Source organism: Pseudomonas sp. AG1028, assembly GCF_007993955.1.
In the GTDB taxonomy this organism is placed as follows: Bacteria; Pseudomonadota; Gammaproteobacteria; order Pseudomonadales; family Pseudomonadaceae; genus Aquipseudomonas; species Aquipseudomonas straminea.
Map to the genome: position 1 here is coordinate 173816 of NZ_VIVP01000009.1, position 14894 is coordinate 188709.

The window sequence follows — 14894 nt, forward strand, 5'->3', positions numbered from 1 at the left end:
AAACGGACATTGCGTGGTGATGGCTTAATGCTAGGGAAGCGTAAATCATTGGTATGTGGTATGCCAGTGATTTGGCGTCAGCGATTGATCGTTGTTGTGTCGGTACGCGGGCTTGAGCACCGGCGTGGCAAGCCTAACGAAGTGCTGTCGGCTGATTGTGAAGCAGTGGGAATCGCCGGCGCGATGCAGGCAGGTAAGCTGTCGGCGTGATGAGGTAGTGCTTGAGCATGACAGTCTTTGTCGGCGTGGGAGGGGCGGCGGATCTACAGCGGTGCTGCTTTGCTGCACGTGTGTCGGCTGCAATAAATAAGAGAGCGTTGCGGGCAAAACTATCTTCGCTACCAGGCTATAGCGCAGCAGGTCAGCCCCAAAAGTACGATCCCGCGGCAGGCGCGGGATCGTTGAGTGAAGACAGTTGTTAGCTGCCAGTCTTGATCTTCACCCAGGCGCGGGTGCGGATGCGTTCGATCTTCTGTGGCAGCGGCTCGACGCTGTACAGCGTTTTCTGCGCCTCGGGCGTCGGTGTCAGGTCGGCGTTGCCGCTGATCGCCTTGTCCACCAGTGGCATGGAATCCTTGTTCGGGTTGGGGTAACCGAGGAAATCGCTGATCGGTGCGATCACCTTGGGATCGAGCAGGTTGTTGAGGAACTCGTGGGCTTCCTCGACGTTCTGGGCGCTTTTCGGGATGGCGAAGGTATCGAACCAGATCGGGGCGCCTTCCTTGGGTAGGCGCCATTCGACCTTCACGCCGTTACCGGCTTCCTTGGCGCGGTTGGCGAACTGGTAGAAGCTGCCTGAATAGCCGATGGCCACACAGATGTCGCCGTTGGCGATGTCGGTCATGTACTTGGCCGAGTGGAAATAGGTCACGTAGGGGCGCACCTTCATGAGCAGTTCGGTGGCCTTCTCGTAATCCTGCGGGTTGGTGCTGTTAGGCGGCAGGCCCAGGTAGTGCAGGGCGATGGGCAAAATCTCGTTGGGCGCATCGAGCATGGTCACGCCGCACTGTTTGAGCTTTTCCATATTCTCGGGCTTGAACACCAGGTCCCAGCTATTCACGGGCGCGTTTTCGCCGAGTGCGGCCTTGACCTTGTCCGGGTTGTAGCCGATCAGTACGGTGCCGTACATGTAGGGCACGCCGTACTGGTTACCGGGGTCGTTGGTTTCCAAGAGCTTGATTAGCGCTGGATCGAGGTGCTTCCAATTGGGCAGCTTGCTCTTGTCGAGTTTCTGGAACACGCCAGCCTTGATCTGGGTGTCGAGGAACATGTTAGACGGCACCACCAGGTCGTAGCCCGAGTTGCCGGTCAGCAGCTTGGCTTCCAGCGCCTCGTTGGTCTCGAAGGTGTCCCAGGTCAGCTTGATGTCGGTCTTCTGCTGAAAGTCCTTGAGAGTCTGCGGCAGCATGTAGTCCGCCCAGTTGTAGACCCGCAACTCCCGTGCTTCGACCATGGTGCTACTGGCCAGCAGCGCCGCTCCACAAAGCGTGGCGCTGAACAGATGGTGGAGATTTTTCATCGTTATGTGCTCCGTTGTAGGCGTGTTGTCGGCAGTCTTTAGGGTCAAGCACCCTCGAAACCTTCCAGTACGTTCACCGCATTGATGCCGATCTCCTCCACCGCGTAACCGCCCTCCATCACGAACAGGGTGGGTTTGCCGAGGCGCGCTATGCGTTCGCCCATGCGCAGGTAGTCGGGGCTGTCGAGTTTGAATTGGGAAATCGGGTCTTCCTTGAACGTATCCACCCCCAGCGACACCACGATCACATCGGGCGCGTACTCGGTGATACGGGCGCAGGCCTGCTCCAACGCCGCACTCCAGCGATCCCAGCCACTGCCCGAAGCCAGCGGCAGGTTGAGGTTGAAGCCCTTGCCCGCGCCTTCGCCGACTTCGTCGTGGTAACCGAGAAAAAACGGGAATTCGAAGCTTGGGTCGCCATGTATCGAGGTCACCAGCACGTCGCTGCGTTCGTAGAAGATCGACTGGGTGCCGTTACCGTGGTGGTAGTCCACGTCGAGAATCGCCACGCGCTTGCAGCCCTGGTCGAGAAACGCCTGGGTGGCGATGGCGGCATTGTTCAGATAGCAGTAGCCGCCCATCAGGTCGGCGGCGGCGTGGTGACCTGGTGGGCGGCACAGGGCGAAGGCGCTAGTGGCGCCAGCGCTGATCAACTGCTGGCCAGTGAGGGCGACCTGCGCGGCGCTCCAGGCCGCTTGCCAGGTGCCGGCCGTGATTGGTGCGCCGCCATCGAAACTGTAGTAACCCAGCTGCCCGAGCAGGGTGTCCGGCAGCACGCTGCGCAGCGTGCGCGCAGGCCAGGTGAAGGGCAGGATATCGCTATCGCGGCCCATGGCAGTCCAGCGTGGCCAAGCGGTTTCGAAAAAGCTCAGGTAATCGCGGTCATGAATGCGTTCGATCGGCGCACGGCCGAAGTCGCTCGGCTCGAGCACGTCGCCGAGCCCCTGCTTGCGCACCCTGGCGAGTACATGGTCGGCCCGCGAAGGCATTTCAAAGCAGGGTTTGAGTTCCCCGTCGATGATTTCGCAGCGTCCATGGTGCAGCTGGTGGTCATCGCTGTAGATCGTCTGCATGTTCGGCTCTCCCGCTGTTGATGACAGCATTCTTGGCCGCATTCGGTTGGGGAGGAAATGAGCGCAACGGCCAAAAGGGGATAGATGTGGCCACCAAATGGCGCACGGGCGAACCGCATCGGTGCGCATGCTTGGCGTGTCGGCTGCCCAGTCGATGGGCAAGGCCGTGCCAGGTCCGCGGTGTCTTCAGGCCAGGGCAGGGCGCCGGTAGCGGCTAGGCGAGGTGCCGCTCCAGCGCTGGAAAGCGTGGCGAAAACTGGCCGTTTCGCTGTAGCCCAGTGCCTCGGCGATATGGGCAATGGGCAGACGTTCTTCGCCCAATAAGCGGCGCGCCTGCTCGAAGCGCAACTCGTCGAGCAGGCTCTGGTAGCTGGTGCCTACTTCCTGCAATTGCCGGCGTAGGGTGCGCGACGAACAGCGTAACTGACGTGCCAGGCCATCGAGTCCAGGCGAGTCCGGCAATTGGCTGGCGAGCAGTTGGCGCACGCGACTGATCAGCGCCTGGTGGGAGAGGAACTCGCGGTTCAGCTGGCGACAACGTTCCAGGGTATCGCGGTGTGTCACCGGGTCGGCCAGGGGGAGGCGGCGATCCAGCCACTGGCTGTCGAAGACGATGGCGTTATCGGCGGCGTTGAACTGTACTGGACAGCCGAAATCGCGGCTGTACTGTCGCTGATAGCGTGGCGCGCGGTGGTTGAAACGAGCTGCTTCGAGAGGCAGCTGGCGACCGAGCAGGTCATCGCAGATCAGCTTCAGGGAAGCCAGGCAGAACTCGGTATTGAAGGTGGAGAGCTCCGCAGCGTCACGGTAGTCGCTGGCTTCGATCCACGCCTGCGCGCCCTCGCGACGCAGACGCAGTTCGAACAGGGTGCCCAGCAAGGCTGGAAAGCTGAATGCTACCTGAAGCGCCTCACCCAACGTCGCCGCTGAAAGCAGGCTGAAGCCCAGCAAACCGTAGGAAGACACGTGCATGCGCCGGCCCAGCAGCAGGCCAAGATCCTGGCAGCGGTCGGTGGCGTTGCGAAACACCTGACGCTCCTGGGCGATGCTGATGCGCATCTCCGGACGCTGCAGGTCGGCCGGAGCGATACCGCTGCCGGCCAGCAATTCGTCGATGCAGGCGCCGTCCTGGCAGAGCGTATCCAGGGCCAGCACGACGGCGTGAAGCGTGGTCAGGTGGGAGTGCTGCATGGGGGCACGCCTTCTCGTAACGGGTCCGAGAATCATGCAGTAAGCATGCCCGTGCCCGGCGTCGCCCGCTTTGGGGTTTCGCTGGGCAGCGTGGCGTGCGGATGTAGGGGAAGGTAACGTCGGGCCAGCCGGTAGTGGGATATCGAGCGCAGCCTGCCTGCCGGCGCTGCGCTCGACCCGTGCTTAGAGCGCCACGAACAGCAGGACGGTGCCGAGGATCAGACGGTAGATCACGTAGGGCAGCATGCCCACGCGATCCAGCGCGGCCAAAAACAGCTTGATGCACAGGAACGCCGAAGCAAAAGACAGGCCGATGCCCCAGGCCATGTCGCCCCAGTGCGCGCCATCGCCTTGCTCGATCAGATGCACCGCCTTGAGGCTGCCGGCGGCGAGAATCAGCGGAATCGATAGCAGGAAGGAAAAGCTCGCCGCGCTCTTGCGGTCGAAGCCAAGCATCAGCGCGGCGGTCATGGTGATGCCCGAGCGCGAGGTGCCGGGAATCAGCGCGAGCATCTGCGCCAGGCCGATCAGCAGCGCATGGCGCCAGTTCATGCGGCTCATGTCGGCGTCGCGGCTGCCTTTGGCGTCGGCCCACCAGAGCACCAGGCCGAACACGATGGTAGTGGTGCCGATCACCAGCATGGAGCGGGTGTACTGCTCGATCAGCGACTCGAACACCAATCCGGCCACTGCCGCCGGGATGGTCGCCAGGAGGATCATCCAGCCCATGCGGCTTTCCGGTGTGGCGCGGCGGTACACCACATGCCCCAGCCAGCCGCTCACGATGGCGGCAATCTGCTGACGAAAGGCGAGCAGCACGGCCATCAGGGTGCCGACGTGTACGGCGACGTCGAAGGCTTGACCCTGATCCGGCCAGCCCAGCAGTTGCGAGGGCAGGATCAGGTGGGCAGAAGAGGAAACGGGGATGAATTCGGTGACGCCTTGAATCAGCGACAGAACGAGCAGGTGTAGCCAGTCCATGAGGGTCCTTAATGAGGGAGCTAACGAATGTGAACTGCGGGGTATGACCCGGTGTGTGTCCGTTTTTCTCCCTCCGAACCTGTCTGTAACCTGAAATATGTACACACAATTTCGCAGGCAGCCCGAATTCTGCCGCGCTACGGCGCTGCTCACGCGCTACGAATTTGCTATCGTGAGCGCCCCGCGGGCCAAGTACGCGGGGCTCCGTAGACCTCCCGAGAATTCCCTTCATGCAATCTGCAGCATCGTCGGCACCCGGCCGCCCCCTGACCCGTAGCGATTACAAGACCTTGTCCCTGTCCGCACTCGGCGGCGCGCTGGAATTCTACGATTTCATCATTTACGTGTTCTTTGCCACCATCGTCGGCAAGCTGTTTTTCCCGCCGGACATGCCCGATTGGCTGCGCATGCTGCAGACCTTCGGCATCTTCGCCGCCGGCTACCTGGCACGCCCGCTGGGCGGCATCATCATGGCCCACTTCGGCGACTTGATCGGCCGCAAGCGCATGTTCACCCTGAGCATCCTGATGATGGCGGTGCCCACCCTTATCATGGGCCTGCTGCCGACCTACGCGCAGATCGGCATCCTCGCGCCGCTGATGCTGCTGCTGATGCGCATCATCCAGGGTGCGGCGATTGGCGGTGAAGTGCCCGGCGCCTGGGTATTCGTTTCCGAGCACGTGCCGGCGCGCCATATCGGCTACGCCTGCGGCACCCTGACTTGCGGCCTGACCACCGGCATCCTGCTCGGCTCGCTGATGGCCACGCTGATCAACAGCGTATTCACCGCCGAGCAAGTGCTCGACTGGGCCTGGCGTGTGCCGTTCCTGATCGGCGGCGTGTTCGGCCTGTTCGCCATGTACCTGCGCCAGTGGCTGCACGAAACCCCGGTGTTCACCGAAATGCAGCAGCGCAAGGCGCTGGCCGCGGAATTGCCGTTGAAAACCGTGGTGCGCGACCACCGCGGCAGCGTGGCGATTTCCGCACTGCTGACCTGGCTGCTGTCGGCCGGCATCGTGGTGGCGATCCTGATGACGCCGACCTTCCTGCAGACCTTCTACGGCTTCAACGCGGTCACTTCGCTGAAGGCCAACAGCCTGGCCATCGTCATGCTCAGCATCGGCTGCATCATCAGCGGCGCCCTGTGCGACCGCATCGGCGCTGGCCGCGTACTGGTGGTTGGCTGCAGCGCGCTGGCGATCTGCGCCTGGTTCTTCTACAGCGGCCTGTACACCAATCCGCAGTGGCTGTTCCCGCTGTACGCACTGGTCGGCCTGTTCGTCGGCACCATCGGCGCAGTGCCCTTCGTGATGGTCCACGCCTTCCCGGCTCCGGTGCGTTTCAGCGGCCTGTCGTTCTCCTACAACATGTCCTACGCGGTATTCGGCGGCCTGACGCCGGTGGCAGTATCGCTGCTGGTCAAATGGAGCCCGCTGGGCCCGGCGTACTACCTGATTTCCCTGTGCGGCGTGGGCGTGATCATCGGCCTGACGCTACTGCGCAAAGGTCGTTGAATAGCTGACTGCTTCGCACCTGCCGGCCGAGGCGGTATGGTGCGAGCACGTTCATAACGCGATGGAGAAGCCCATGAGCCTTTACGGCGATTACGATTCGCAGAACATCTTCGCCAAGATCATTCGCGGCGAGATGCCTTGCTACAAGCTGTATGAAGACGACGACGTGCTGGTGTTTCTCGACCTGTTTCCGCAGTCGTTCGGCCATACCCTGGTGATCCCCAAGCGCGCCGAAGCCCGCAATTTGCTGGAAATCGACGCCGACAATCTGACCAAGTTGACCCTGGCCGTGCAGAAGGTCGCTCGCGTATTGGCTGACGAGCTGCAGCCCGATGGCGTGCAGATCGCCCAGTTCAATGGCGCGCCCGCTGGCCAGACGGTGTTTCATATCCATATGCACGTGATTCCGCGCTTCACCGAGCAGGGGCTGCAGAACCATGCCAGCGGCAAGGCCGACCCAGCCGAGCTGGAGAAGCTGCAGGCCCGGCTGGTGAAGCGTTTTCAGAGTGCCTGAGCGAAGGGCTGCAGATTTGCCCGAGTGAGCGGGTAGCGCGCCAGCGGCGCACTAACTCGGGCATGGATTGGGCGTGCCCGCCCACACGCCACACTCGCCTATGGGCCGGACTGCTCGCTTTTCATGAAGCGGGCCACATAGGTCGAGGAGCGCAGCGACTATACCCATCATCGCTACGCTGAGCCCTGCTGACACAAGATGCCTATTCGCTGCAGGTTGTGTGGGAGGGCGCTATTCGCGCGAAAAATCTCCGCATTACTGAGGCGTTCCCGCCTGCTCCTCGCTATCGCACCCGCCGCTTGAGCCACTGACTCACCCATTCATAACCGCTGACCAGCACGATGCCGCACAGCACCAGCAGAGAGCCCAGGACGAAATTGGCTTCCAGCGGCTCGCCCAGTAGCACCACGCCGAACAGGATGCCGAACATCGGCGTCATGAACGACAGCACGCCCAGGCGTGACGCCAGATAGTTGCGTAGCAGCCAGAACCAGGCCAGAAAGCTGGCGAACGACACCAGCAGTGCCTGGAAGATCAGCCCGCCGACGGCGATTGGCGTCGGGTTGAAGCCCAGCTGGCCGCTTACCGTGCAGGCCAGAATCAGCAGTACGAAACCGCCCAGCAGCTGATAGAACAACGTCTGGGTGACCGGCGCGTTGGACAGCCGCGAGCTGCGTACTACCACGGTGGTCGCGCCCCAGGCCATGGCGCCGAGAATGCCGAGGATGTCGCCATACAACTGGCGGCCGGCATCCGCTGTTTCCGCGCCGCCGGAGCGCCCGGCGAACGACACCACGATCCCCATGAAGGCGATGCCAATACCCAGCCACTGCAAGGGCCGCAGGCGTTCGGCCGGCAACCGCCAATGCAGGCCCAGGGCGGCGAAGATCGGCGCCGTATAAAGAAAGATCACCATGTGCGAAGCGCTGGTGTGGCGAAGCCCTTCGCCGACCAGCATGAACTCCAGGGCGAACAGCGAGCCGACCACCAGCCCGGGCCGCCAGTTGCCGGTGCGCACGCCCAGGCCATCGCGCCGCCACAGCATCAGCAGCGCCACCAGAAGAGCGGCGATGCCCGAGCGCAGGGCCAGCATGAGCATTGGCGCCACGTCTTCGGCTGCGCCCTTGAGCACTACCTGCTGCATGCCCCAGATCATGCACAGGCCAACCATCATGCCACCGGCCAGCCCGTCGATGTTCTTGCGCGTGTCCATGCCGGTCGCTCGTGAAAAGAGTGGGGCGCCATTATGGTGGTGTGAACGGGGGCAGGCTAGCGCAATGGATTTATTGCACGCTTATGGCAATGTGCTTGTCTGTGAGCAGAGCCTGTCGCTCGCCAACCAGATTCTCCGGAGAGAACCCATGCGTCTGATCTACGCCGTACTGCCTCTGCTCGTCCTGGCCGGTTGCTCGTCCTACCAGGCCGATCCCGATAAGGTTACCGACATCCCGACCGAACGCCTGCGCGCCTGGCAGGAGCCGGTGCAGGGCGGTGGCGAGGTGGTGGTCACCCGTGACCTGGGGCTGATGGGCGGTGGCTGCTACGTGGCCGTGCTGGTCGACCGCAAGGTGGCGGCGCGTATCGGCGTCGGCGAGCGGGGCCGCTTCCAGGTGCCGGCGGGCAATCGCATCGTCGGTATCGCCGCCGACAGTGAGGACGAAACCCTTTGCGGCAAGGGGCGCCTCAACCGTGAGGTGCTGGTGAAGGTCGAGGCCGGCGGCGTGGCCAATCTGCGCATCGTCAGCCAGAACCGTGGCGGTTTCGACATTCTTCCCGAGCAGGCGAGGTAGAATCGTCATTCACTCGATACCGCACAGGATGTGCCCGTGAAAGATCTACCCATCGCAATCGTCGGCGCTGGTACTGCAGGGTTGGCCAGCGCCATTCTGCTGGCCCGCCAGGGCTGGCCGGTCACCCTCTATGAGCGAGTCGCCGACCTGCAGCCAGTAGGCGCCGGCATTCTGCTGCAGCCCTCGGGCTTGGCGGCGTTGCGCCATATCGGTTTGCTCGACGAATGCACCGCTCTCGGCGCTCCGGTCAGCCGTCTGTTCGGCACCTCGGCCTGCGCCCAGCGGGTGATTCTGGACACCCGCTATGCCCACTGGCAGGCCGACTCCTTTGGCCTCGGCATCCACCGTGGCGTGCTGATGACCGCCTTGCTCGCTGCCGCCCGCGCAGCCGGGATAACAATCCGCACTGGCGTCTCCATCTCCCGCTTCGTGCAGTCGCCCACCCACGTGCGCCTGCTCACCGATGATGGCCAGGGTAACGAAGCTGTATTGGGTGAGCACGCGGCGCTGATCCTGGCCGACGGCACCCGCTCGCAACTGCGCGCGCAGATGCAGGTTCGCCAGTCGGTCAAGGCCTATCCCTGGGGCGCATTGTGGAGCATCGTGCCGACCCCTGAAGGCGCCGACTCCACCGATCTGCGTCAGTGGTACCGTGGCTGTTCGCAGATGTTCGGCATCATGCCGACCGGCTGTACTCACACTGACCGCAACACGCGCCTTAGCAGCCTGTTCTGGAGCCTGCCGGTGGCCAATCACGGCGTTTGGCAGCTGGCCGGGCTGGACGCCTGGAAAGACTCGGTGCGCAAGCTGGCAGGTGAGCCGGGCGACGCATTTCTAAGCGCCATCGACTCGCCTGAGCGACTGATGCTGGCCAGCTACGCCGACGTGCGCATGCACCAGTGGCATGACGGCCGCGTGCTGGCCATCGGCGACTGCGCTCATGCCATGAGCCCGCAGCTGGGGCAGGGCGCCAACATGGCGCTGGTCGATGCCGTGGCGTTGGCTGATGCTCTGGGCGCTTGCGATATTGGCCGGGCTGTCGACCCGGCAGCTTGCTTTGTTGCCTATGGCGCGGCGCGTCGTGCCCATCTGCGCTACTACCGCCAAGCCAGCCGTCTGCTGACGCCACTGTTCCAGTCACACAGTTCCGTACTGGCCGTGCTGCGTGACAGCGCGCTATTCGTGGCGCGGCATCTGCCCATGGGCCGCCAGCATGCGGTAACCACGCTGGTGGGGGCGCGCACCGGCTGGCTGTTCCCAGGCAGGGGTGCCGCGCCGCTGCATGCCTGGCGCAAACCTTCTCCGCCCGAACCGGTGCTGGAGGCAACTTCGGCCTAGGCTCTGGCGCGGGCCTTTTGAACCTGCCAGGCCCAGAGGAACACCAAGAGGCCGGCGACCGCGGTCGCCGCGCCGATATAGCCCGTCGAGGTCCAGCCGAAACCGGCGCTGATCGCCAGACCACCGAGCCATGGGCCCAGGGCGTTGGCGATATTGAAGGCGGCGTGGTTGGAGGCTGCCGCCAGGGTCTGGGCGCCGGTGGCCACGTCCATCAGGTGGGTCTGCAAGGCCGGCGACAGTGCGGCGATGGTGCCCAGAGCCAGGATCGCCGGCAGCACCGTCCAGATCGACTGGGTGGCCGCTGGCAGGAGCAGCAGCACCAGGGCGCTCCACAGCAGGATCCAGGCCACCGACTTGAAGCGCAGGCGGTCGAACAGCCAGCCGCCGGCTATGTTGCCGAGAATGCAGCCGACGCCGAACACTGCCATGGCCACCGGGATCATGCCCGGGCTGACCCGGGTGACTTCCAGCAGCGTCGGCGCCATGTAGCTGAACACGCAGAACATGCCGGCGAAGCCGATCGAGCCGATACCCAGGGCCAGCCAGATCGGCGCGCGGTTGAAGGCGCGCAGCTCGCTGATCGGGCTGCTGCGTACCTCGCTGCGGTCCAGCGGTAGCAGGAGGGCGATCATCGCCACCGTGGCCAGGGCGATTACGCTGACCAGCGCGAACGCGAAGCGCCAGCTGGCGCTCTGGCCCAGCCAGGTGGCCAGCGGGTTGCCGATCAGAATCGCCACGCTGAGCCCCATCAGCACGCGGCTGACGGCCTTGGCGCGCTTGTGCGGCGGCGCCATGGAGGCGGCGACCAGCATGGCCACGCCGAAGTAGGCGCCGTGGGGCAGGCCGGCGAAGAAGCGAAACACCATCAGCGTCAGGTAATCGGGCGCCAGGGCACTGGCCAGGTTGCCGACCGCGAATACGCTCATCAGCAGCAACAGCAGGTGCTTGCGCAGCAGGCGCGCGCCGAGCAGTGCGAGGATCGGCGCGCCCACCACCACGCCCAAGGCATAGGCGCTGATCACATGGCCGACCTGGGGTTCGCTGACGCCCAGATCCTGAGCCACGTTGGGCATCAGGCCCATGATGGAGAATTCGCTGGTGCCGATGGCGAAGCCGCCAAGTGCCAGGGCCAGTTCGATCAGCAGGATCGCCCCAGCGCTCAGGCGCGGTGCGGCGTGGGCAGAGCCACTCATGGTTTACCTCGGGGGCGACGAATCAGGCGGGGCATTATTCACACATTGGCAGGCCGAGAAAACCATCGCGACTTGGGCAGCTTTCAGCGATAGCGCTGCAGGATGGCGGTGAACTCGCCGTTTTCCTGCATCTGGCGCATGGCGTCGAGCAGTGCCTGGGTCGGCACATCGGGCGCATCGCGTACCAGGCAGGCCACTTCGTCTCGGGTCAGCTCATGGACTTCATGAAGCTGCTCGGCTTCGTCGCGACCACGATTGAACCACAGCAGCGCCAGTTCGTTGCTAATCGCATAATCGTAACGTCCGGCTGCCAGCTTGCGCAGAACCAGGCCCTGGGTGCGGGCATCGTCGCGATGCAACCTGCCTCTTTCGAACAAAGCATTGAGGGTCGGGTAGTTGAAGCCTAGCACTGTGCCGATGGTTTGGCCGGGTAAACGCGTGGGGTCGACCGCCTGGTTGCTGCGGCTGACCAGCAGATCGCGCTGCGTCATGAAAGACACGCTCCAGGCATAGCCGGGATAGGTCTCGTTGAGCCAGTTCGGGTTGACGTAGCAGCGCACGTCGATCTGCTGATCCTGCAACGCGCGGTGCACGCGCAAACGTGGCAGCACCAGCAGCTCGGCCTCGCGATCGACCTTTCTGGCGAGTTGCACGGCAAGGTCACGCAGGATGCCGTCAACGGCTTTGCCGTCGCGGATCATCACCATGGGCATCACGCCGCTTTCGATGATCGAGAAGCGCAGCGGCGCATCAGTGGCCAGGCAGTAGCCGCTCGTCAGACCAAGTACAAGGGCGGCTAGATAGCGCAATGCTGGGCGAACCACGAGCGAGCAAACGGTGTCGCAAACTGGGATAGTCTGGAAATGGTTCATCGGTCACCCGCGCAATGCTCAAGCGTCGCCCGTTGCAGAGCATGAAATTTTCAGATTACTGTTTTAACAGGCTTTTTATGTGGTTCGATTGACTCAGCTTATTGGTTTGATGCTTTCAATCAATGGGCTCTTTGGTCCACATGGGGCTACTATCCCTCCTGTAAATTTTCTAACCCTCGAAGGAGTTCACAGATGTCTTTGATTAACACTCAAGTCCAGCCGTTCAAGGTCAATGCCTTTCACAATGGCAAATTCATCGAAGTCACCGAGGAAAGCCTGAAAGGCAAGTGGTCCGTCCTGATCTTCATGCCGGCCGCCTTCACCTTCAACTGCCCGACCGAGATCGAAGACGCCGCCAACAACTACGAAGCCTTCCAGAAGGCTGGTGCCGAGGTCTACATCGTGACCACCGACACCCACTTCTCCCACAAGGTATGGCACGAAACCTCGCCGGCCGTTGGCAAAGCCAAGTTCCCGCTGATCGGCGACCCGACTCACCAGCTGACCAACGCTTTCGGCGTGCACATCGCTGAAGAAGGCCTGGCACTGCGCGGCACCTTCGTGATCAACCCGGAAGGCCAGATCAAGACCGTCGAAATTCACTCCAACGAGATCGCTCGTGACGTGGCCGAGACCCTGCGCAAACTGCAAGCCGCTCAGTACACCGCTGCCCACCCGGGCGAAGTGTGCCCAGCCAAGTGGAAAGAAGGCGCTCAGACTCTGGCTCCTTCCCTGGACCTGGTCGGCAAGATCTAAAAACGACCCGGAAGCCTCGCTTCCTGATGGTCAGCCCCGGGGATGCACTCATCTCCGGTGGCCCGAACGCCCGGGCGTAACCCGCCCGGGCGTTTTATTGCCCGAATTTCGTCATTGAGGACTCGTATATGTTGGACGCAACCCTTAAAACCCAGTTGAAGGCGTACCTGGAAAAGGTCAGCCAGCCGTTCGAGATCGTCGCGTCCCTCGATGACAGCGACAAGTCCCAGGAGCTCAAAGGCCTCTTGGACGATATCGTCAGCCTGACCGACAAGATCACCCTGAAAACCGATGGCAACGATGCCCGCAAGCCATCGTTCGCGCTGAATCGCCCGAATGGCAACATTAGCCTGCGTTTCGCCGGTTTGCCGATGGGCCACGAGTTCACCTCGCTGGTGCTGGCCCTGCTGCAAGTCGGTGGCCACCCGTCGAAGCTGGCGGCCGAGGTGATCGAGCAGATCCAGAATCTGGAAGGCGAATTCAACTTCGAGACCTACTTCTCGCTGTCCTGCCAGAACTGCCCGGACGTGGTCCAGGCGCTGAACCTGATGGCCGTGCTCAACCCGAACATCCGCCACGTCGCCATCGACGGCGCGCTGTTCCAGGATGAAGTCGAGTCCCGGCAGATCATGTCGGTGCCGAGCATCTACCTCAACGGCGAACTGTTCGGCCAGGGCCGTATGGACGCCGAGCAGATTCTCGCCAAGATCGACACTGGCGCTTCGGCCCGTGACGCCGAGAAGCTCAACGCCAAAGAGGCCTTCGACGTGCTGGTCATCGGTGGCGGCCCAGCCGGCGCTGCAGCGGCCATCTACGCCGCCCGTAAAGGTATCCGCACCGGCGTTGCCGCCGAGCGTTTCGGCGGCCAAGTGCTCGACACCATGGCCATCGAGAACTTCATCTCGGTGCAGGAAACCGAAGGCCCGAAACTGGCCCGCGCCCTGGAAGAGCACGTCAAGCAGTACGAAGTCGACATCATGAACCTGCAGCGTGCCAGCGCGCTGATCCCGGCCTCCAGCGAAGGCGGCCTGCATGAAGTGAAGTTCGAGAGCGGTGCGAGTCTGAAAGCCAAGACCGTGATTCTGTCCACCGGCGCGCGCTGGAGGGAGATGAACGTGCCGGGCGAGCAGGAATACCGTAACAAGGGCGTGGCCTACTGCCCGCACTGCGACGGCCCGCTGTTCAAGGGCAAGCGCGTGGCGGTGGTCGGTGGCGGTAACTCCGGCGTGGAAGCGGCCATCGACCTGGCCGGTATCGTCGCCGAGGTAACTCTGCTCGAGTACGACAGCAAGCTGCGCGCCGACGCCGTGCTGCAGAAGAAGCTCTACAGCCTGCCCAACGTCAAGGTGATCACCAGCGCCCTGACCAGTGAAGTGAAAGGCGACGGCCAGAAGGTCACCGGCCTGGTCTACAAGGATCGCAACTCCGATGCGTTCATCCCGGTAGAGCTGGAAGGCATCTTCGTGCAGATCGGCCTGCTGCCCAACTCCGAGTGGCTCAAGGGCTCGGTCGAGCTGTCGGACCGTGGCGAGATCATCGTCGACGCCCGTAGCGAAACCTCGCTGCCCGGCATCTTCGCTGCTGGCGACGTGACCACCGTGCCGTACAAGCAGATCGTCATCGCGGTGGGCGAGGGCGCCAAGGCTTCGCTCAGTGCGTTCGATCATCTGATTCGTAGCTGATCAACTGCTGCACATGAAAACGGGCCCAGCGGGCCCGTTTTTTATACCTGTAGCAAACGCAGCTTAATCGGTCTCATCGTCACGGATCAGCACGTAGCTGCTGCCGTTTTCGTCGTCGAGGCGCTCGCAAACGAAGTACATCTCGACCTTTCCCGCGTTCATGGCGGCCAGCAGGTCACCGGCCTGGGGCGTGAAAAAGGCCTTGGAGCCCGGCTTGGCTTCGCAGGCGATCAGCGCGGTGACGAACAGTGCCGGATCGGTGCCGTCGAAGTAATCCTCGCGCTCGGCGGCGTCCCATTCCTGGGGCGGCTCGAAGGGGCCGGTGAACAGCACCTTGGCATCGCCCAGATCCTCTTCCTCGGCGTCCAGGTCGTCCTCGTCCGGGCGATAGACCGTGCAATCCAGGGCGTCGGCGGCGTCCAGCACGTGCTGGCGGTTTGGGTCATCGGCTAGGGACACGGTAGCTCCGCT

Annotated in this window: 14 protein-coding genes; 6 read left to right on the plus strand and 8 right to left on the minus strand. The window is 63.0% G+C overall.

Features of this window, described 5'->3' with window-relative positions:
- Window positions 1-418: 418 nt before the first annotated feature.
- From FB481_RS16535 to FB481_RS16550, 4 genes are all read right to left on the minus strand, one after another.
- Window positions 419-1519, minus strand: coding sequence for a polyamine ABC transporter substrate-binding protein (locus FB481_RS16535; RefSeq protein WP_147177062.1), 1101 nt, complete (start codon window positions 1517-1519; stop codon window positions 419-421).
- Between the two features lie 44 nt (window positions 1520-1563).
- Window positions 1564-2592 carry a histone deacetylase family protein gene (locus FB481_RS16540; protein WP_093502941.1) on the minus strand — a complete coding sequence of 343 codons (1029 nt, stop codon included), beginning with the start codon at window positions 2590-2592 and terminating at the stop codon, window positions 1564-1566.
- Window positions 2593-2778: 186 nt separating this feature from the next.
- A complete protein-coding gene (locus FB481_RS16545; protein ID WP_147177063.1) occupies window positions 2779-3783 on the minus strand; it encodes an AraC family transcriptional regulator in 1005 nt (334 codons plus the stop codon).
- A 183-nt stretch (window positions 3784-3966) separates the two neighbouring features.
- A complete protein-coding gene (locus tag FB481_RS16550; protein WP_147177064.1) occupies window positions 3967-4764 on the minus strand; it encodes an undecaprenyl-diphosphate phosphatase in 798 nt (265 codons plus the stop codon).
- A 230-nt stretch (window positions 4765-4994) separates the two neighbouring features.
- Here FB481_RS16550 and FB481_RS16555 point away from each other — a divergent pair, with 230 nt between their 5' ends.
- Both FB481_RS16555 and FB481_RS16560 read left to right on the plus strand, forming a co-directional pair.
- Entirely contained in the window at window positions 4995-6278 is a 1284-nt protein-coding gene (locus tag FB481_RS16555; RefSeq protein WP_093502947.1) for an MFS transporter, read from the plus strand.
- A gap of 73 nt (window positions 6279-6351) precedes the next feature.
- Window positions 6352-6792, plus strand: coding sequence for an HIT family protein (locus tag FB481_RS16560; RefSeq protein WP_093502949.1), 441 nt, complete (start codon window positions 6352-6354; stop codon window positions 6790-6792).
- A gap of 283 nt (window positions 6793-7075) precedes the next feature.
- Here the strand turns inward: FB481_RS16560 and FB481_RS16565 are convergent, their stop codons facing one another.
- The gene (locus FB481_RS16565) at window positions 7076-8005 is read right to left on the minus strand and encodes a DMT family transporter (protein ID WP_147177065.1); all 930 of its coding nucleotides are present in this window, start codon (window positions 8003-8005) and stop codon (window positions 7076-7078) included.
- Between the two features lie 148 nt (window positions 8006-8153).
- Between FB481_RS16565 and FB481_RS16570 the strand changes: the two genes are divergently transcribed.
- Both FB481_RS16570 and FB481_RS16575 read left to right on the plus strand, forming a co-directional pair.
- On the plus strand, window positions 8154-8582 hold the full coding sequence (locus tag FB481_RS16570; RefSeq protein ID WP_093502954.1) for a 3-isopropylmalate dehydratase: 429 nt from the start codon (window positions 8154-8156) through the stop codon (window positions 8580-8582).
- A 36-nt stretch (window positions 8583-8618) separates the two neighbouring features.
- Window positions 8619-9920 carry an NAD(P)/FAD-dependent oxidoreductase gene (locus FB481_RS16575; protein WP_147177066.1) on the plus strand — a complete coding sequence of 434 codons (1302 nt, stop codon included), beginning with the start codon at window positions 8619-8621 and terminating at the stop codon, window positions 9918-9920.
- On the opposite strand, the gene FB481_RS16580 is transcribed toward FB481_RS16575, so the two are convergent.
- Window positions 9917-11113: an MFS transporter gene (locus tag FB481_RS16580; RefSeq protein ID WP_147177067.1), complete on the minus strand. Its 1197-nt coding sequence runs from the start codon at window positions 11111-11113 to the stop codon at window positions 9917-9919. The two genes, FB481_RS16575 and FB481_RS16580, sit on opposite strands and share 4 nt — an antisense overlap.
- 83 nt (window positions 11114-11196) lie before the next feature.
- Window positions 11197-11922 (minus strand): ABC transporter substrate-binding protein, encoded by a 726-nt coding sequence (locus FB481_RS16585; RefSeq protein ID WP_256662761.1) that lies wholly within the window; start codon window positions 11920-11922, stop codon window positions 11197-11199.
- Window positions 11923-12177: 255 nt separating this feature from the next.
- Here FB481_RS16585 and ahpC point away from each other — a divergent pair, with 255 nt between their 5' ends.
- Complete coding sequence (ahpC, locus tag FB481_RS16590; protein ID WP_013790773.1) at window positions 12178-12741, plus strand: alkyl hydroperoxide reductase subunit C; 564 nt, start codon at window positions 12178-12180, stop codon at window positions 12739-12741.
- 128 nt (window positions 12742-12869) lie between these two features.
- On the plus strand, window positions 12870-14423 hold the full coding sequence (ahpF, locus tag FB481_RS16595; protein WP_147177069.1) for an alkyl hydroperoxide reductase subunit F: 1554 nt from the start codon (window positions 12870-12872) through the stop codon (window positions 14421-14423).
- 63 nt (window positions 14424-14486) lie between these two features.
- On the opposite strand, the gene FB481_RS16600 is transcribed toward ahpF, so the two are convergent.
- Window positions 14487-14882 carry a hypothetical protein gene (locus FB481_RS16600; protein ID WP_147177070.1) on the minus strand — a complete coding sequence of 132 codons (396 nt, stop codon included), beginning with the start codon at window positions 14880-14882 and terminating at the stop codon, window positions 14487-14489.
- Window positions 14883-14894 lie beyond the last annotated feature (12 nt).